General features: G+C 60.4%; 19 protein-coding genes. 9 read left to right on the top strand and 10 right to left on the bottom strand.

Annotation, left to right across the window (positions count from 1 at the left end; genetic code table 11):
* The first annotated feature begins 41 nt into the window (after nucleotides 1-41).
* The 4 genes from KW837_RS20030 to KW837_RS20015 all read left to right on the top strand — a co-directional run bounded on the left by KW837_RS20030 (nucleotide 42) and on the right by KW837_RS20015 (nucleotide 3302).
* A complete protein-coding gene (locus tag KW837_RS20030) occupies nucleotides 42-704 on the top strand; it encodes a class I SAM-dependent methyltransferase (RefSeq protein WP_218398155.1) in 663 nt (220 codons plus the stop codon).
* A 123-nt stretch (nucleotides 705-827) separates the two neighbouring features.
* Nucleotides 828-1961, top strand: a complete 1134-nt coding sequence (rnd, locus tag KW837_RS20025) for a ribonuclease D (RefSeq protein WP_123499040.1) — start codon at nucleotides 828-830, stop codon at nucleotides 1959-1961.
* Nucleotides 1958-2251, top strand: coding sequence for a YcgL domain-containing protein (locus tag KW837_RS20020; protein ID WP_007898694.1), 294 nt, complete (start codon nucleotides 1958-1960; stop codon nucleotides 2249-2251). The genes rnd and KW837_RS20020 overlap by 4 nt, the downstream gene beginning before the upstream one ends.
* Before the next feature lie 118 nt (nucleotides 2252-2369).
* Nucleotides 2370-3302, top strand: a complete 933-nt coding sequence (locus KW837_RS20015) for a D-2-hydroxyacid dehydrogenase (RefSeq protein WP_192344373.1) — start codon at nucleotides 2370-2372, stop codon at nucleotides 3300-3302.
* A 125-nt stretch (nucleotides 3303-3427) separates the two neighbouring features.
* Here the strand turns inward: KW837_RS20015 and KW837_RS20010 are convergent, their stop codons facing one another.
* Nucleotides 3428-4021 carry a nitroreductase family protein gene (locus KW837_RS20010; RefSeq protein ID WP_218398154.1) on the bottom strand — a complete coding sequence of 198 codons (594 nt, stop codon included), beginning with the start codon at nucleotides 4019-4021 and terminating at the stop codon, nucleotides 3428-3430.
* Nucleotides 4022-4298: 277 nt separating this feature from the next.
* On the opposite strand from KW837_RS20010, the gene KW837_RS20005 reads away from it, so the two are divergent.
* Nucleotides 4299-4748, top strand: a complete 450-nt coding sequence (locus tag KW837_RS20005; protein ID WP_218398152.1) for a YcgN family cysteine cluster protein — start codon at nucleotides 4299-4301, stop codon at nucleotides 4746-4748.
* A gap of 253 nt (nucleotides 4749-5001) precedes the next feature.
* Here the strand turns inward: KW837_RS20005 and KW837_RS20000 are convergent, their stop codons facing one another.
* From KW837_RS20000 to KW837_RS19985, 4 genes are all read right to left on the bottom strand, one after another.
* On the bottom strand, nucleotides 5002-5379 hold the full coding sequence (locus KW837_RS20000; RefSeq protein WP_008073137.1) for a DUF2892 domain-containing protein: 378 nt from the start codon (nucleotides 5377-5379) through the stop codon (nucleotides 5002-5004).
* A 92-nt stretch (nucleotides 5380-5471) separates the two neighbouring features.
* A complete protein-coding gene (locus tag KW837_RS19995; protein ID WP_007942196.1) occupies nucleotides 5472-5942 on the bottom strand; it encodes an RNA methyltransferase in 471 nt (156 codons plus the stop codon).
* 211 nt (nucleotides 5943-6153) lie between these two features.
* Nucleotides 6154-6525 (bottom strand): YajD family HNH nuclease, encoded by a 372-nt coding sequence (locus KW837_RS19990; protein WP_007898702.1) that lies wholly within the window; start codon nucleotides 6523-6525, stop codon nucleotides 6154-6156.
* A gap of 315 nt (nucleotides 6526-6840) precedes the next feature.
* Nucleotides 6841-7527: a spermidine synthase gene (locus KW837_RS19985; RefSeq protein ID WP_007898703.1), complete on the bottom strand. Its 687-nt coding sequence runs from the start codon at nucleotides 7525-7527 to the stop codon at nucleotides 6841-6843.
* Nucleotides 7528-7623: 96 nt separating this feature from the next.
* Here KW837_RS19985 and KW837_RS19980 point away from each other — a divergent pair, with 96 nt between their 5' ends.
* Entirely contained in the window at nucleotides 7624-7914 is a 291-nt protein-coding gene (locus KW837_RS19980) for a hypothetical protein (protein ID WP_063342779.1), read from the top strand.
* Between the two features lie 36 nt (nucleotides 7915-7950).
* Here KW837_RS19980 and KW837_RS19975 read toward each other — a convergent pair whose 3' ends face one another.
* Together KW837_RS19975 and KW837_RS19970 are read right to left on the bottom strand one after the other, a co-directional pair.
* Entirely contained in the window at nucleotides 7951-8424 is a 474-nt protein-coding gene (locus tag KW837_RS19975) for a cyclic nucleotide-binding domain-containing protein (RefSeq protein WP_038979360.1), read from the bottom strand.
* A 191-nt stretch (nucleotides 8425-8615) separates the two neighbouring features.
* Nucleotides 8616-10670: a S9 family peptidase gene (locus tag KW837_RS19970; protein WP_218398150.1), complete on the bottom strand. Its 2055-nt coding sequence runs from the start codon at nucleotides 10668-10670 to the stop codon at nucleotides 8616-8618.
* A 216-nt stretch (nucleotides 10671-10886) separates the two neighbouring features.
* Here KW837_RS19970 and KW837_RS19965 point away from each other — a divergent pair, with 216 nt between their 5' ends.
* Genes KW837_RS19965 through KW837_RS19955 form a run of 3 tightly spaced genes read left to right on the top strand, consistent with a single transcriptional unit; the run spans nucleotide 10887 to nucleotide 12749 of the window.
* Entirely contained in the window at nucleotides 10887-11384 is a 498-nt protein-coding gene (locus KW837_RS19965) for an MFS transporter (RefSeq protein ID WP_123501092.1), read from the top strand.
* Between the two features lie 32 nt (nucleotides 11385-11416).
* Nucleotides 11417-12193, top strand: a complete 777-nt coding sequence (locus tag KW837_RS19960) for a class II glutamine amidotransferase (protein WP_123501094.1) — start codon at nucleotides 11417-11419, stop codon at nucleotides 12191-12193.
* A gap of 13 nt (nucleotides 12194-12206) precedes the next feature.
* Complete coding sequence (locus KW837_RS19955; RefSeq protein WP_008067554.1) at nucleotides 12207-12749, top strand: DUF2937 family protein; 543 nt, start codon at nucleotides 12207-12209, stop codon at nucleotides 12747-12749.
* A gap of 193 nt (nucleotides 12750-12942) precedes the next feature.
* Here the strand turns inward: KW837_RS19955 and KW837_RS19950 are convergent, their stop codons facing one another.
* Genes KW837_RS19950 through KW837_RS19940 form a run of 3 tightly spaced genes read right to left on the bottom strand, consistent with a single transcriptional unit; the run spans nucleotide 12943 to nucleotide 18191 of the window.
* Entirely contained in the window at nucleotides 12943-15054 is a 2112-nt protein-coding gene (locus KW837_RS19950) for a TonB-dependent receptor (protein WP_218398148.1), read from the bottom strand.
* 13 nt (nucleotides 15055-15067) lie between these two features.
* Complete coding sequence (locus KW837_RS19945; RefSeq protein ID WP_218398146.1) at nucleotides 15068-16279, bottom strand: MFS transporter; 1212 nt, start codon at nucleotides 16277-16279, stop codon at nucleotides 15068-15070.
* Nucleotides 16269-18191 carry an IucA/IucC family siderophore biosynthesis protein gene (locus KW837_RS19940; protein WP_218398144.1) on the bottom strand — a complete coding sequence of 641 codons (1923 nt, stop codon included), beginning with the start codon at nucleotides 18189-18191 and terminating at the stop codon, nucleotides 16269-16271. The genes KW837_RS19945 and KW837_RS19940 overlap by 11 nt, the downstream gene beginning before the upstream one ends.
* Nucleotides 18192-18215 lie beyond the last annotated feature (24 nt).

The following is an 18215-nucleotide window of genomic DNA, read 5'->3' as shown; positions in this document are numbered from 1 at the left end:
TAACCTGCCGCCAGTCAATATTCCAACAAGAGCCCTTGCACATGTCCGCGCTGCCCCCATCCGCCATCGAACTTGAGTTCGCCCGGCGCTATGACCAGGAACACGCCCGCGTCTGTCTTCAGTCGCGACCGCGTGGCCTGGCGGGGCGTTTGACGTTCTGGCGCGACGAGCAACTGGTGCGTAACGCGCTTCAGGTTGCTGGCGAACCGGGATTGATTCTTGATGTAGCCTGCGGTGTCGGGCGCTTCTGGTCGATACTGGCCGAGCATGCGAATCGAGTGATTCTTGCGACCGATCCGTCTCAGGACATGCTCGATCATGCCCGTACCCACCATCCGCAACCCCTGCTGGAACGGGTCAAGACCTTTCAGAGTTCGGCCTTCACCATCGGTTTGTCGGCGAACGCGGTGGACTGCATTTTTTGCATGCAATTGTTTCAACATATCGCCAGTCCTGAGCATCGGTTGGCCCTGCTGGGCGAGTTCCATCGGGTCAGTCGCGATACGGTGATTGTGGCGGTGCGAGTCAATGCGCATTTCAAACTGCGCCGATCGGGTGTGGAAGGCGCACAGGCCCAGCCACAGGCGAGCAAGGCCGAGCTTGAGGCCGAGTTCAAGCAGGCGGGTTTCCGCTTGCTCAGCCATCAGGACTTCTTGCCGGGTTGCGCGCGGATGCGGGTCTACGTGCTGCGTAAGACCAGCTAGCTCCCTCCTGTCAGACAATTCTTGCGATCCAGCAGGTATTTTCGCTAAAGCTCTTGTTCAGTGGAGGCGCGGAAATTGCCGGGGGCGATATATACTGCGCGCCATTCTTCAAGGGAGAGCCGTGTGGCCATCGATATTCACTGGATTCGCGACAACGATAGCCTCGGTCAGTTTTGCGCCGAGTGGCAGCAGCTGCCATTCGTTGCCCTCGACACCGAATTCATGCGGGTCGACACCTTTTACCCGATCGCAGGCCTGCTGCAGATCGGCGATGGCGTACGCGCTTACCTGATTGACCCGCTGACCATCGACAACTGGCAGCCTCTGGCGGCGCTGCTGGAAAACCCGGCCGTGGTCAAAGTCGTGCATGCGTGCAGCGAAGACCTCGAAGTGCTGCTGCGTCTGACCGGCAGCCTGCCGGCGCCGTTGTTCGATACCCAACTGGCCGCCGCTTACCTGAACCTGGGTTTTTCCATGGGCTATTCGCGGCTGGTGCAGGAAGTGCTCGGCATCGATCTGCCCAAGGGCGAGACCCGTTCCGACTGGCTGCAACGTCCACTGTCCGATACCCAGATCAGCTACGCCGCCGAAGATGCCTTGCATCTGGCGGAAGTTTTCGTACAACTGCGTCCGAAGCTTTCTGACGATAAATACGCCTGGGTCCTGGAAGACGGTGCCGAGCTGGTGGCCAACCTGCGTCGCGAGGTCGACCCGTATGAGGTCTATCGCGATGCCAAACTGGCCTGGAAGCTGTCCCGCGCCCAACTCGCCGTATTGCGTGAGCTCTGTGCCTGGCGCGAGCGCGAAGCCCGCGCCCGTGATCTGCCGCGCAACCGCATCATCCGTGAACACTCCCTGTGGCCGTTGGCGCGCACGCAACCGGACAACCTCGGCGCGCTGGCGAAAATTGAAGACATGCACCCGCGTACCGTGCGTCAGGACGGCGAATTTCTGCTTGATCTGATCAAGCGCTCTGGCAGTGTGTCGCCTGATCAATGGCCGCCAGCAGTGCCGGAGCCGTTGCCGGTGGAAGCCGCCGCGCTGGTCAAACAGCTGCGCGCCATCGGCCAGGCCGAAGCCGAGCGACTGAACATCGCCCCAGAACTGATGCTGCGCAAGAAAACCCTGGAAGCGCTGCTCAAGAGCGGTTTCCCCAATGGTCCTTACCAATTGCCTGATTCGCTGCGTGGCTGGCGCCGCGAATTGATGGGCCAGGCGCTGCTCGACAGCCTGGCCACCGCCGGAGAACAGCCTTGAAACGTATTTGCTCCATCTATCGAAGCCTGAAGAAAAACGAGATGTACCTCTATGTGCTCAAAAGCGATGCACTGGAGCGCGTTCCGGAAAGTCTGATGGCGGCCTTCGGCAAACCGCACCACGCTTTCGATCTGGTGCTGACGCCCGAGCGCAAGCTGTCGCGCGAAGACATCACCGTGGTGCTGGAAAACCTCGAAAAGCAGGGCTACCACCTGCAAATGCCGCCGGCCGAAGACGAATACATCGAACACCTTCCGGAAGAATTGCTGCGACGCAACGACCCGATGTAATCGAGACAGGCTCTGTTCAGAGCCTTTATGAAACACTGGAATGATTTTGGCGATGGCCAGGGCGATGGAGTGATACTCCGTCGGCGGCCGTCTGCACTGTTTTTGAAAGGTTTGAACCATGCGCGTTCTGATTGCTGAACACGACCACCCTGTGTATGCCCAACTGTTGCGTCAGGCAGCGCCTGATCTGGAAGTATTGACCAGCGGCGACTCCGCCGAACTGGCCCGTCAGGCCGCCGAGTGCCAGGTCTGGCTCGGCCAGCCGGACCTGCTGGCGACGCTGTTGCGTCAGGGCCACACGCCGGCATGGCTGCAGTCGACCTGGGCCGGCATCACGCCGTTGCTGGCCGACGGCCTGCCTCGGCACTATCGCCTGACTCGCGCGGTAGGGATTTTCGGTCAGGTCATGGCCGAATACGTACTGACTTACATGCTAGGCCACGAGCGCGAAGTACTGCCGCGGTTGGTGAGCCAGGTCGAGCGAAAGTGGGACAGTCGCCAGGGGCAAAGCCTGGCTGGACGCAAGGTGTTGATCGTCGGCACCGGTGACATCGGCCAGACCGTGGCGCAGTTCCTTGTGCCATTTGGCGTCGAGTTGTACGGCATCGCCAGCGAAGCCCGCGAGCAGGCGCCCTTTGTCGAAGTCGGCGCGCTGAGCGACTTGCCGCGACTGGTCGGCGAAGTGGATTACGTGATCAATCTGCTGCCGAACACCCCGAATACTCACGACCTGTACGACGCCGCGCTGTTCAAGCAGTTCAAGCCGACTGGGTTGTTCATCAACGTCGGGCGCGGCGTGGCGGTGGTCGATGCGGATCTGGTGGAAGCCTTGAAGGAAGGGCATCTGGCCGGGGCCGTGATCGACGTCTGCCGTCAGGAGCCGCTGCCACAACGCCATCCGTTCTGGACCGCGTGGGGCCTGCTGCTGACGGGGCACAGTTCGGCACCGACTTCGCCACCCATGATGGTGAAGTTGTTCGTTGAAAACCTGCGGGCGTATCAGGCGGGTGAAGCGTTGCGTGGGGAAGTGGATTTTTCACGCGGGTATTAAATCCACCACCCATTAAATGTGGGAGCGGGCTTGCTCGCGAAAGCGGTGTGTCAGTCACCTTGAGTATCGACTGACACACCGCCTTCGCGAGCAAGCCCGCTCCCACATTTGAACTTCATCGTTGGTTAGAGGGTGAAATCACCTTCGGCCGCCAACTCGCTCAGCGGACGACGCGGGCTTGGCTCTTCGCGCGCTTGCAGGTAGTCCGCCAGCGTCGCCTTGTCGCCCAGCTTGCCGATCGCCACCGCCGCGTGCAGCGCATAGCCCTCAGGAATATTCAGCTCTTTACGGGTCAGCTCCTGATCGAAACCGGCCATGCCGTGGGTGTGCCAGCCACTGATGCTCGCTTGCAGCGCCAGGTGGCCCCAGGCCGAACCGGTGTCGAAGGTGTGCCATAGCGCCGGTGTTTCTTCGGTGGCGCCAGGTATCGCAAAAGTGGTTTTCGAGATCACGATCACCAGCGCCGAGGCGTGCTGCGCCCAGCTGCGGTTGAACTCGTTCAGCAGACCCAGATAACGCTCCCAGTTCGGCGTGTCGCGACGCGCGTACAGAAACCGCCAAGGCTGCGAGTTGTACGCCGATGGCGCCCAGCGTGCGGCTTCGAAGAAGCTCAGCAGGGTTTCGACGGGAATGGTTTCGCCGGTGAACGCGCGGGGCGACCAGCGATCGGTGAACTGAGGGTGAATGGCGTAGTCGGCAACGCGTGGGTTAGCACTCATCAAGAGATTCCTTTACGTTTGAAAGTGAGGGGCGTCTGAAACCTGCGGGCGCAGTTGAGCTGAGCGATGAGGTTTTTCGAGAGCCTGGGTAGTTCACCTGAATGCAACGCGGTTGAGCGTTAATGGCATTTGAGCATGGCCCCTTGCGACGGCAAAGCTACTTGGGGGCGCTATAACTGACAAGTTCCGTTGTACCGGCAGTCGCCAATGCTTGGCCCGCCGGTGCCTTGGCACTAGACTGGCGGCCTTTTCACCACCTGATGTTGATGCTTGAGCCATGGCCGCCAAAGTCGAACCGTTCTGGATACGCAAAACCCTCGATCAACTCGATCAAGAGGAATGGGAATCGCTGTGCGATGGCTGTGGCCTGTGCTGCCTGCAAAAACTCGAGGACGAAGACGACAACGCCGTGTACTACACGCGTATCGCCTGCAAATTGCTCGACCTCAAAACCTGTCAGTGTACCGATTACCCCAACCGTCGCGACTCGGTGCCCGATTGCATTCAGCTCACGCCGGGCAAGGCCGATGAGTTCAAATGGCTGCCGCCGACCTGCGGTTATCGACTGGTCAGCGAAGGCAAGGATTTGCCGCTCTGGCATCATCTGGTGTGCGGTGATCGCGAGGCGGTGCATCACGAACGTATTTCCCAGTCCGGGCGCATGCTCGCCGAGGGCAGCGTGGCTGAAGAGGATTGGGAAGACCATCTGATTTTTCGCGCGGGTTAAGCGTCGCCGTTTAAATGGCAAACAGGCCCGTGGTGTCTGGAGCCCGGCCGCCGACAAGGCCAGCCTGACCTACGCTACAGGAACTGGCGAGTCTTCCAGGGGCTCGATACCGGGTTGCTTCAGTAGCACCGCCATCGCAGGCAAGCCTGCTCCCACAGGAATTGTGGTGTACACAACAGGTGTGAACACCGCCAATTACTGTGGGAGCGGGCTTGCCCGCGAAGAGGCCTTGAGCCTCTGCATTGATTTCGGATCAGACTCCAGCCTTCGGCGAGTTCAACGAATCATTTCCCGTCACGGTCGCCGTGCTGGTCGCTGCTTCTGCATTGGCTTTCATGCGGGCCAGCTCATCCCCGGCGCGTTCGATCCTCGCGCGTGCGTTTTCCATGTCCTGACGGTTCTTTTCCAACAGTCTTTTCGCCGAGCAATGCCCGGTGATTCCCCGCGCCAGGGCCATGCCGCCAATGGCTATTTCAATCAATCCGAACACGCCGCCGCGTCGCAGACCTTTGCTTAGCATGACCACACCACCCGCCAGGGAGCCGGCGCGTTCCCAACCATGAACGTTCTGTTCGGAAGGGCTCTGGAACGGGGTGGTTTCGATACGTTCTACAGGATTGAACTCGCGCATGATCGGTCTCCAGGCAGGGAAGGGTTGCTTCAGCAATAGATATTTAGCTGACTGCCTGGGCGAGCGGCTTGTTCCATCGAATATTCGGCACTTCAGCGGAATTTTGGCCCGGAGCGGGTGTTGTTGCCCTTGGCCATGCGGTCGTACAGCACAACGTTGACGGTGGCCGCCAGATTCATGCAGCCGGTGGTCGGGATGTAGACCACGTCTTCGCACCAGTCGCGGATTTCTTTATCCAGCGAACCGTCTTCGGGGCCGAAGATGTAGAGGGCGCGATCCGGGTGGGTGTATTCCGGCAGCGAGCGGGCACCGTCGACCAGTTCGACCGCGACCGGCACACAGCCAAGAGGCAGGATTTTCTTCAGGTCGTCGATACCGATCAGCGGAATGTCGTAGTGGACTTTCTTGGTGTCGGTGACGAAATCGGCAGCGCGTTCATAACGCTTGCCAGTGTAAAACACCGATGCCACGCCATAGCAGCCGGCGGCGCGCATTACCGAACCGACGTTCTCCGGTGATTTGGGGTTGTACAAACCAATGCAGCTGTACCGTTTGTCTGCCACGAGCGGGGTGCCTTCGGGGAAAAAACGGCGATTATACGGGGATTGGGGGAGGGGTGTTCAGTTTGGAGATTGGTGGTGATTGTTCGATCGCTTTCGCGAGCAAGCCCGCTCCCACATTGGATCTCGGGTGTTCACAAATATTATGTTCACCCGAGATCCAATGTGGGAGCGGGCTTGCTCGCGAAAGGGCCAGCGCAGGCACTGAAGATCTTTAATCTTCTTTCTTCATCAACCCCGCCAACGCCGCAAACGGGTTGTGCGTCGCCTTGGCAATCTTCGGCGTACTCAGCGAGCCTTCGTCGAAATACTGCTGATCGGTATACCGTGAGTGTTCGTTATCGTGGCAATACAGGCACAACAGTTCCCAGTTCGAACCATCCTGAGGGTTGTTGTCGTGGTTGTGGTCGCGGTGATGCACGGTCAGTTCGCTCAGGCGTTTGCCGGAAAATTCACGGGCGCAGCGGCCGCACACGTGCGGGTACATCTTCAGGGCCTTGTCGCGGTAACCCATTTCCTTGTCGCGCTGGTTATCGGCGAGGATGCGGTCCAGCTTCGATGTGTTGGTTGGGGTGGACGAACTCATGGGTTCACCTTTGTAAAAAGACTAATGGCGGTTATGACGTGAGTGTAGGGCCTGTCATCACTTATTTACTAGGCCGCGCCGGGTCTGCTGTGACGCAGGGCAAGGCGCGAGGAGCGTGGTTTGGTCATTCCAAACGAGCTCCGAGCAACGCAGCCCTGCGCCACAGCAGACCGCCCCTTCGGGTTGTGCCTGAAAACGAGCCAGGCTGCGTTGCAGTCCTTGGCAAGGGAGCGACCATTACCAGCGGACTGCGCCTTGCCTGGCTCGTTTTCAGGCGCAACGCGGCCTAGTAAATAAGTGATGACAGGCCCACGCTCAGCCCTTGAGCTTCTCGGCAATCCAGATGGTGTGGCGGGTGCCCTTGTTGCCATGGGCGAAGACTTGCACTTCCTCGGCCTTGAAGCCGGCCTTTTTCAGCTTGTCGGAAAACTGCCGGTCGGCGCTGGCCGACCACACCGCCAGCACGCCTTTTGGCCGCAAGGCCTTGGCACACGCGCTCAGGCCGCCGGCGGAGTAGAGCCAGCTGTTGGCTTTCTGGGTCAGACCTTCAGGGCCGTTGTCGACGTCGAGCATGATCGCATCGAAACCTTGTGGCTCGGCTTGCAGCACTTTGGCCACGTCTTCCATACGGATCACGGTGCGCGGGTCGAGCAGCGGATTGCCGGCTTTTTCGCCCAGCGGCCCGCGATTCCACTCCACCACGCCGGGCACCAGTTCGGCGACCACCACTTCAGCCGTCTTGCCCAAATGCTTGAGCGCCGAGGCGAGGGTGAAGCCCATGCCCAGGCCACCGATCAATACTCGCGAATTCGGCCGGCCGGCGACCTTGCGGCAGGGAATTTCGGCCAGGGCATCTTCGGAGCCGTGCATGCGAGTATTCATCAACTGCCCGCCGTCACCACCCTGAATCTTGATAACGAAGTCCTCGCCGTATTCGAACAGGCACAGGGCACCGCCGTTTTCAGGGATGGGGGTGGTGTCGAGCAGAACGAAACGTTTCATGGGGCGCTCTTGAGGAGAAATTGACAGATGGAGGAAGGCAAACACGCGCAGTTGGGAGTAGCCTGCAAAAAGACCACAAGGCCAACGGAGCCATTGATGAAGCGCACCATTCTAACGGTCATTGCCCTGGCCGCGCTCTCGATAACTGCAGTGCAGGCCCAGGAGCTGCAAACCATCCCCACCAGTCCCGCGCCGATACCCGGTTCACCCGGCACCGCCACTCCGACACCGTATCCGCAGATCACCCCGACCAGCGTGCCCAAGGCCGGTACCGGCAGTGGCGGGCCACCGCTGTTGCCGCCGATCGAAATGCCCAATCCACCCAAGGACCAGACCTTGCCGGGCCTTGAACCGAACACGACGAAAATCAAAACGCCGGGCGGTTAGTGTCTGCTTCACAAATAGTGTTTGTAAGACAGGACACTAAATCTGCTGCGAGAGTAGTTGCCCATCGGCCATGCGCAAGCGTTTGGAGAGGGAGACGGCGAGGGCGCGGATGATCTTGGCGGCGATTTTCGGCGCGTCGTTGAGCATCTTTTCCAGGGAATCCTTGCCCAGATTGAGCAACTGGCAATTGCTCGCGGCCACGCAGCTGGCTGAGCGTCGTTCACCGTCGAGCACAGCCATTTCGCCGAACGCCCGACCGCTGCGCAAGGTGGCCATGGTCACCCGTTGCCCGTCGCTGTTGGTCTTCTGCACCGCGACCTGGCCGGTGTGGATGATGCACATGAAACTGCCGGCATCGCCCTCATGGAAAATCTCTTCACCTTCGGCGATGGTGCTGATGCTGAAGTAACCCGAAGCCGCCACGAAGTCTGCCGGCAACAGTTGATCGAACAGGCCGCAGTCCATCAGCCAGTCGCGAATTTCGTTGTTCAGTAAGGTCGGTTCTGACATGTCGTCACGGTCTTTTTCTTGTGTCTGTTGTGTTCCGGACACCGACTCCTTGTAGGAGCGAGGCTTGCCCGCGAAGAGGCCGTAACATACAACATCAATGTTGGCTGTGATGCCTTCGCGGGCAAGCCTCGCTCCTACAAGTGCTGTGTCCGGCGTACTGGTGTTAAGACCGGTACGCCGGGCCAAGTTCCTCAGGCGATGCCCAAAACCTTGAAAACAAATGCGTATTCGAGGGCTACGTCACGTAATCCCTGATAACGACCGCTCATACCGCCATGCCCGGCGCCCAGTTCAGTCTTGAGCAGCAGGGGATTGGTGTCAGTTTTGGTCGCGCGCAATTTCGCCACCCACTTGGCCGCTTCCCAGTACTGCACGCGACTGTCGTTGTAGCCGGCGATTACCAGCGTTGCCGGATAGGCTTGTGCGGTGACGTTTTCGTACGGGGCGTAGGCCTTGATCCGATCATAGACGTCCGGCTCTTGCGGGTTGCCCCACTCGTCGTATTCGGTGACGGTCAGCGGCAGCTCCGGGTCGAGCATGGTGTTGAGCACGTCGACGAACGGCACTTCGGCAATCGCTGCACCGAACAGCTCCGGCCGTTGATTGAGTACCGCGCCAATCAACAGGCCACCGGCGCTGCCACCGCTGATCGCCAGCCGCGATGGGGTGGTGAAACCGTTGGCGATCAGATGTTCGGCGCACGCAATAAAGTCGCTGAAGGTGTTGTGCTTGTGTTCCTGCTTGCCGGCGCGGTACCAGGCTTCGCCCAGCTCACCGCCACCGCGTACATGGGCGATGGCAAACGCCATGCCGCGATCCAGCAGGCTCAGGCGCGCGTGGGAGAACCACGGGTCGAGGCTTTCGCCGTAGGCGCCGTAGCCGTACAGATAAAGCGGCGTCGGCTTACCGAGGAACTCGCGTTTGACCACAAGGCTGATAGGCACTTGCGTACCGTCCGGTGCCGTCGCCCACAGTCGCTGGCTGACGTACGCATCGGCGTCGAACGGGCCGAGCACCGGGGTTTCCTTGAGGACTTTCTGCTCGCCGGTGGTCAGTATCAGTTGGCGAATCTGCGCCGGACGGTTCAAGGCTTCGTAGCGCAGACGGATCCGGTCGCTGACAAATTCCAGGCTGTTCTGCACATGCAGGCTGTAGGCCGCATCCGGCAATTGCACGCGATAGGGCACCAAGTCCCGTGGGCGGACTTCGATGATCGGCAGGCCACCTTCGCGCAGGCTCAGGGTCATGGCCTCGGCGTTCAGGCTCATGCCTTCGAGCATCACCGTGTCGCTGTGGGGAATCAGGTTCTGCCAGTCGGCTTCGGTCGGTGCGACGCCAGTGTCGGCGGCCTGGTACAGGGCGAAGTTGATGCCGTCGCGGTTGGTGCGGATCAGCCACGTCCACTCGCCATCGAGTTTGCCGTGGTCGACATCGTACTCATGCGCTTCGACCCTCGGCGCCAGGCAGGTAAAGGCCTGATGCGGCAGCGAGGCGTCGAGCACCCAGACTTCGCTGGTGGTCTTGCTGCCCAGCGACAACAGCAGTTGCCGTTCGGAGCTTGAGCGATAGCAATGCAGGAAGAATCGGCCGTCCGGCTCATGGAACACTTCTTCGGCCGCAGTGCCGTCCAGCCGATAGCGCAACAGTTTGTGCGGGCGATGGGTGTCGTCGAGTTCGCCGAAGAACAGCGTGAGGCTGTCGTTGGCCCAGGTCATGCTGCCGTCGCAGTTCTGGAACTCCAGCTCGCTGACGCGGCCGCTGGATAATTCCTTCACGAACAGCGTGTAAATCTCTTCGCCGCTGGAGTCGATGCTGTAGGCCAGACGCTGGTGGTCCGGGCTGATGCTGAACGCGCCCAGGGAAAAGAAGCCACCCTTGGCCAGCACGTTCGGATCAAGCAGCAGTAGTTCCTGGCTTTCGTCGATGTGCAGGCTGCCATCGGCCGGACGCGGGCAGCGGTAGTGGCGGGCATATTCGTCGCCGGCGGTGGTGCGCGTGTAATACAGGTAGGGACCCCAAGGCGAGGGCAGCGACAGGTCGGTTTCGAGAATCCGCCCCTTGATCTCTTCGAACAGGGTTTCACGCAGGCCGGCCTGATCGGCGGTTTGCGCCTCTTGATAGCGGTTTTCAGCTTTCAGGTAATCGAGCACCGCGTCGGTGTCGCGCTCCTGCAGCCAGGCATACGGGTCGCAACCGTCGGCCTTGTGGGCAATTGGAGCGCTGGTGACGTTGGCGGATAGGGGCATGAATGGCTCTCGAACAATGTACGGAATAAGGGCTTCGCAACCTGTGGGAGCGGGCTTGCTCGCGAAGGCGGTGAGTCAGGCAACATCAATGTCGAGTGATACTCCCTCTTCGCGAGTAAGCCCGCTCCCACATGGAATGCGCTTGACTCACTGGTATTGGGACAAGCCTGATGTGCGAAAAGTCGTTACTATAAGCGCCTCTTTGCCTGCCTTGCCATGGACACCATGACCGAGAACGACTATCTGATCGCTTGGGGCCTCTACGCCTTTGCCGCTTTAGGCTGCCTGTTGGTGTGGATGCGCATCACCCGCTGGATGTGGCGTTGGCTGCGTGAGCCGCTGCGGCTGCTGGTGGCGGTGTTGCTGTTCAGCCCGACCATCATCGACCCGGTGAAAGAAAAGGTCGCCCCGGCCATCGCCATTACGGCCCTCGACTTGCTGTTCAAGGTCGGCAACAACGCCTGGCGGGCGGTTTCTGATCTGTTCATGTACGGCATGATTGTCTTCGGCATTTACCTGGTGTTCGTGGCCATCCGTTTTCCCATCGAGCGCGCCTCCAACGCTCGCAAGGAACAGGCGGCTGCCGCCAAAGCAGCCGCGCGGGCCGACGAGCCTGACGACGATCAGCCTTTCGGCGGCGCCGGCGATGATCGTTACGGCCGGCCACCGGTGCCGAGCAATCCTCAGCGTTCGCGGGTCGAACCGCGCCTGTAACCGTGCCCCTGTACTGAATCGAGAGTCCGAGCATGTGTGAGTTATTGGGCATGAGCGCCAATGTCCCGACCGATATCGTGTTCAGCTTCACCGGGCTGATGCAGCGCGGCGGCCGCACCGGGCCGCACCGTGACGGTTGGGGCATCGCTTTTTATGAAGGCCGTGGCCTGCGGCTGTTCCAGGACCCGGCGGCGAGCAGCGAGTCGGAAGTGGCGAACCTGGTGCAGCGCTATCCGATCAAAAGCGAAGTGGTGATCGGGCACATCCGCCAGGCCAATGTCGGCAAGGTCTGCCTGTCCAACACCCACCCGTTCGTGCGCGAGTTGTGGGGGCGCAACTGGTGTTTCGCCCACAACGGCCAATTGGCCGATTTCAACCCGACCGCCAGTTTTTACCGCCCCGTTGGTGATACCGACAGCGAAGCGGCGTTTTGCGATCTGCTCAATCGGGTACGCGCGGCGTTCCCCGAGCCGGTAGACATCGAAGCGCTGTTGCCGGACCTGGTGGCCGCCTGCGCCGAGTACCGCAGCAAAGGCGTGTTCAACTGCTTGCTCAGCGATGGCGACTGGCTGTTCTGTTACTGCTCGAGCAAATTGGCGCAAATCACCCGCCGTGCACCCTTCGGGCCGGCGCGGTTGAAGGACGTCGACGTGATCGTCGACTTCCAGGCCGAAACCACGCCCAACGATGTCGTCACGGTGATCGCCACAGAACCCTTGACCGAAAACGAAACCTGGACCCGTTACGAACCGGGCCAATGGAGTCTCTGGCGACGCGGTGAATGCGTCAGCCAGGGCAAGACCGAATAAGGATCTCTCCCCCATGTTGCTCAGTTATCTTCGGCTGGTGTTGTTCGCGGCAGGCCTGTTGATCGGTGTCCAGGTGCCTGGGTTTATCAGTGATTATGCCAAGCGGGTCGAGGCGCATCTGATCGAGGCGCAGACCGGTTTGAGCGGTTTTCAGGGCACCGCCAATCAGTTTTTCAAGGGCGATATGCAAGCGCTCGTGGCCCATTACCGGGCCAGCGAAGACCCGATCTTTCGCAGCGATGCCGACAGCCTGAGCACCTTGCTCACCCGTCAACTGGCCCTGGACAAGCAATTCCAGGCCATGCAGGGGCCGTGGTACATACGCGTCCTGCAAGTGGCACTGGCCGCCGACCCGGATATTCGCAAGGAAACCTGGAACGGCTACAGCTACCAGATCCTGCTGACGCCGGAAGCGATGATTTGGGGCATGAGCGGCGCGTTGCTGCTGTCGTTCGGCATTGAATGCCTGTTCCGGCTGATCGACTGGGTGGTGCTGGGCGGCAAGCGTTTGCGCCAGAGCCGGCCGATCGAAGACCGGGATGTGCGCGGGTTGTAACGCTGGAGCCAACTTGTCAGGCGACATGTGTGCCGGCAGATCGCTCGCTGGCGAGCCGCAAATGCCAGTCAGTCAAGGCTTTTCGTAGGAGCCAGGCTTGCCGGCGAAGGCGCTCTTAAGGACGCCTTCGCCGGCAAGCCTGGCTCCTACATGTCTGATTGATCCTTAACTGTGGCAAACCGGCTCCTGTTTTTTACCAGTCGACCGAGTAGCTCATGCTCAGTGTACGGCCTTCGGCGTTGGCGTATGGCGCTCTGGCGTTGGCTTGGGTGAACAGGTTCTGGTACGTGCGGTTGGTCAGGTTGTACACGCCGCCTTCAAGACGACCAACCGGCAGTTGCACGGAGCCGAGCAGGTCCACCAGCGTATAACCTTCGATCTCGCGCCCGTTGTTGTCCTTGGCGGCGGCGTCGTAACTGGACAAATGCATGCCTTGCAGGCGCAGGGTGTAGTCGTCTTCGGTGTAGCCGACGAACAGTGTGGTCTTGGCTGGTGAGATGCGCGTAGCCGGCAGATCGATCCATTTGCCGTTCTGCTCGGTCTCGCCTTTGGCCCAGGCATAAGTGCCACCCACCGACCAGTGATCGGTCGCGCGGTAGGTCAGGCTGTTTTCGATGCCGCGAACTCGCTCTTTCTGGTTGATCAGACGCAATACGCGATCATTGGCATCGTAGAACTGGGTCACGTCCGAGGTGTTTTCGTACACGGTGACATCGGCCTGCCACTGATCCCAGTTACCGCGCCAGCCCAGTTCATAACTGTCGACCTTGATGGCTTGGGCGTTGAGAGTCTGAATGTCGAAGGTGCTGCTGACATCACGCATGAAGCGCTGGATATCCGGCAGCGAAAACCCCTGGCTGTAATTGGCGAACACGTCCTGGTTTTCACTCAGGTGGTAGACCGCCCCCAGGTTGTACAGGGTGGCATCGTATTTGAGGGTGTCGCCAGGCAGCGTTGCGCGTACGCCGGTCTGGACGATCTGACCATAAGCGATGCTGTCGGAGACGTCGCTTTCGATCCATTCACGGCGCACACCGCCACGCAAAGTCCAGTCACCGATGTCCCAGGACATCTGCCCGAACAGCGACTTGGTGGTGGTTTCGATGTCCGGGCCCAGCTCGTAGGTGGTGCCGGTCTTGGTGTAGGTCAGGCCATTGAGCCTGTATTGATCACCTCGTTGGCGGGAGCGCTCATTATCATAGTCGGCGCCCCAGACCAGATTACCCGTGGCACTCCCGATCGCCGGCAGCGGCGTGTCGATGGCCGCGCGCAGGCCGTAGACATCTTGCACACTGTTGTTGTCGGAGATCCCGGCCCTTCCCCGAGACAGGTCTGGAAAGAACAGTGCATCGGCGCGGCGCCAGTAGCTTTCCAGTTGCAGGCCCTGACCGTAGAAGTCCTTGTCGGTGTAGTTGAGGTTGACCGCCTGGTTATGGGTATAGGGCTGGTCGTCGAGTTTCAGCCCTTTGACTGCCACGGCTTCCTGCCGGTTTGTCGGGTCTTTTGTGTAGCCAGTGTCCTGCTGGTCCTTGTAGTCCTGCAGCGACAGGCTGAGTTTTTTGTCGGCATCCAGTTCGTAACCGAAACGACCTTGCAGGTCATAGGTTTCGGTATCCATGTTGCTGCCCTGGGAAGTGTCCTGAGGGATGCGGTTGCCGTTGCCATCGTACTGATCGTTACGCTGAGTCAGGTCGGCGGAGACGTACCAGTCAAGAGCATCCTTGCGCCCCGTCGCACTCTGAAAGGCTTCGTAGGCGAAGCCTTTGCGGTTGAGGTTGTTGCCGCTGGTCAGGCCCAGTTTGCTGCTGTAGGCAATGTCCTGGCCCTGATTGCGCTTGGTGATGATGTTGATGATGCCGCCTGAAGCGCCGGCACCGTAGATGCTGCTGGCGCCGGAGATCACTTCGATGCGTTCGATGCTGGCCGGGGCGATGCTGTTGAGCTGGCGGTAGTTGTCGCGCGTGGCGTTCTGCGATACGCCGTCGATCAACACCAGCATGTTGCGCCCGCGCAGGGTCTGACCGAAGTTGCTCATCCCGCCGCTGGACGGCGCAAGACCGGGGACCAATTGTCCGAGAATGTCGGAGACCCGGCGACCCGCGCCGCTCTGCTCACGGACCTGCTGTTCGTCGATAACCTGGACCGAGCCCGGAATCGAAGCAATGCTCGCTTCACTGCGAGTAGCGGAGACGACTGTGGGTTGCATGTTCAAGGTGCCGGGTTGCTGCTCGGTATCCTCGGCCCAGGTCTGGGCGCTGAAGGTACCGAGCAGCGGGATCAACAGAGAGAGTTTGGTTCGGATCATGACGTGGTCTTTTTTAGTTGTGATAAGTGTGGGGCGATAAGGTCGAGCGGTCGGGCGCAGAGTTGAACGAGCGCACCCAGCGGATCCCGATGGCGGCTATGGCGTAGGTCAGCGCCACCAGCCAGAAACTGTGAGCCAGGCCAACCAGGCCCATGCCGATCCCGCCAAGGACGACACCGAGCAGAGCGCCAGCCTTTGCCGCACTGTTGCCGAGGCCGAGCGCGAAGCCCTGCTGGGTGATGGAAATGGTGTTGGCGATCAGGGCATAGGCGACGGGCAGCAGGGCGCCTTGCCAGATGCCCCAGACGAGTCGACTGACGAGAAACCCCAGCCATTCGTTGGCCAATGCCGTGGCTGCCAGCGTCAGCGCACACAGCCAGGCCACGCCTTCGATAACGCGCAAGGTGTAGGCCGGCTGCCAGCGGTCGAACAGGCGTCCCCACAGTGGTGCTGAAATGGCCAGGGTCGCGGCGCTCGCCGCGTAGGTGGCGCCGATCAGCCAGCTTGGGGCATGCAGAATGTTCGCGACATACAGCGCGTAAAACGACTGCGGCATCATCTTCGCGGCCTGAATCAACACGATCACCAATAGGATTCCACCGAGCCAGCCTTTGGGCAGGGCGACCGCTTCAACGGCTTTTTTCTTCGAAGTCCTGGCCTTGTCGGCCGGCAGGAAAAAACTCCCCAGTGCGCACAGCAGGCAAATCGCCGTCGCGCCATAACAGAGCAGGGCAAACCCCGAGACGTCCATCAGCCAGCCACCCAGCACTGGGCCGATCAATGAGCCGACGGCGGTGGCCGATTGCAGGCGCGCCAAGGTGTGACCACGGCTGGAACTGTCGCAGCAGGCCAGGGCATAGGCTTGCGCGGCAGCGAGAAAACCGGCCAATGCGCCTTGCATCACGCGAATACCCACCAGCAGCCACGGATCGAGAGTGATGGCCGCCAACCCTTGGCACAGCGCGAGGGCCAGCAACGCCCGGACAATCATCGGTTTGTGTCCGGTGCGATCCCCCAACCGGCCCCACATGGGCGTCAGGAGCATGGCCGCCAGCATCGGACCGGCATAGACCATCGCCGATAACAGCGCTGTGTAGCCGGCGCCCTCCGGTCCGAGCAGATGCTGGATCTGCAAGGGCCAGAACGGGCCGCTCATTTCCATTGCGCCCATGGAGACAAACTGGATGACGATCAGCAGTCGCAAGGCGCGACCGTCAGCGAGCATGGGTGTTGGGTCGAAGCGGGTTACTCAGGCGTCCGACGATGTCGGCATGACTGTCGAGCAAGCGCATGCGCATGAACGATTTGGCGGGCCAATCCTGTTCCAGCAAGGCCCGGCGCTCGCTTTCCCAACGTGCCGGTTCAACGCGCTCGCGCAAGGTCTCGAAGCACTGTGCAACGTGCGATGCCAACCGCTCCCAAAGGCTACTTTCCGGCACATTCCAGTGACGGGCACAAAGCAACGTCAGCTCACCGAGGTGGCACATGAAGGTGGTATGCAGGAGTTTGTCACGGACAAAACCTGAGTCGTCATACAGAGTCATTTTCGGATCGTGCAACTGGATATCCAGGCCCTTGGCGTGCAGGGTTTTGCGATCGATACGAACGTCGCCGAAATCACGCAATAGCAGCCGATTCAACTGCCCGTCAGCGCCCATCACCATGAAACTGTTTTGCTGATGCGCTTCGAACGCCACGCCGTACATCAGGTAAATGCCCAGCAGGCTCGGTACGGCAATCGACAGGTAATCCTCGAAGAACGCCAACATGGCCTCGCTGTCGTCACGACCCTGAGCCAGCCTTACCCAATCACGCAGCAACGGTTGTTCGAATTCGTTGACGGCGAACAGACTGCCGACCGGCACCGCCAACTCGCCTTCTTGCAGGAGGGTAAGCGGGTTGTCGCGATACAGCACGGCAGCATGCCGGGAGCGTTCGTCATCGGCCGGCAGTGGTGCGTAGTGCACGCCGATGCGCTCTGGAACGATGTTCAGCAGACGCTGAATCTGCGGCTCCTGATCGAGAATATCCAATACCAGTTGGCTGATGCGCGGCCCCATCCGGGCGGAGCGCGGCGACACGGTGCGCTGCACGCTGGTCAGTCGCAGAGCCACCGGCAGTTTGACCATCGGCGCCGTGCGACTGGCCTGCGGCAGGACCGTGCGGAAGGACATGGTCGGGTGGCCGGTAAAAGCCACGATGTCAGTGACGATCAGCAGGTTGTCGGCGATCTCGTTGGCGAACGAATGTGGCAGTTCTTCATGGGCTTGCCATGGGTGCGACGGGAGCGGGAGGTAGTCCTTTGCGTCCAGGCCCAGTTGCTGCAAGTGGCGTTGCAATTGTTCGGCGGCCTGTGGGAAGTGACCTTGCCACCAGTCCCAGTAATCGGTGGTGCCGGCCAGCGCTTCGACGTGTGCGTACTGGCGGTGCAGGGCGCACAGGACAATCGGAAAGCTTGCTTCGAATTCTGGCGAGAAAGCGATGACCTGAGCGGCGCTCAAGCCCAGTTTGGTCTTGTAGTTCGGGTGCCACGGATGGCCGAGAGTGCCCCACTGTTCGAGCAATGACGTAGGGTTCTGGTGGCTCGGGCCGGCTTTGAGCCACGCGAGCAGATTGTCGTCGTACCCGGTATCGATCTGCTCTCTCAGGCGCTCGGTCCATCCATGATGAAACGCCAGGCAAAGGGTGTCGTTGCTGAAGCTGTCATCCAGCTCCCGGGCCAGACGTTCCAGTACCTGCGGGGAGGCTGGCGGGTTGAGCTGAGTGCTCAGATGAGCGAGCAGTTCGCTGGGCAACTGGATTTTGTGGGGCAGTCTGTCGGGGGTGTGCAGGACGATGCTACCGCGTACGTCCCAGCTGTTCATTCTGCCGCCGGACAAGTGCTCGAAGCAAAGATGCGCGCCATCGCCAAGTGGCAGCCAGCAACGGCTAGAGTCGTCGTATTCGCAGGTGGCGGGGTTGATCAGATCTTCACGAAACAGCGCCTGGATCAGGCGTTGGAAACAGCGTTGAGCGGCGGGCTCCAGCGCATTGCTCAAATGATCGAGAGTAATGCGGTGGGACTGGAAAGCCTGAGTGCCAAGCGCTTCGCTCCAGTGAGCGAGCAATTGTTGCTGTTTTTGCGTGTAGCCGCGCATCAGGTCCGACTCCTTCTGGACAAT

This window comes from Pseudomonas sp. PDM24 (assembly GCF_019218905.1).
Classification (GTDB): Bacteria; Pseudomonadota; Gammaproteobacteria; order Pseudomonadales; family Pseudomonadaceae; genus Aquipseudomonas.
This window is presented reverse-complemented; position numbering and strand designations above follow the sequence as displayed.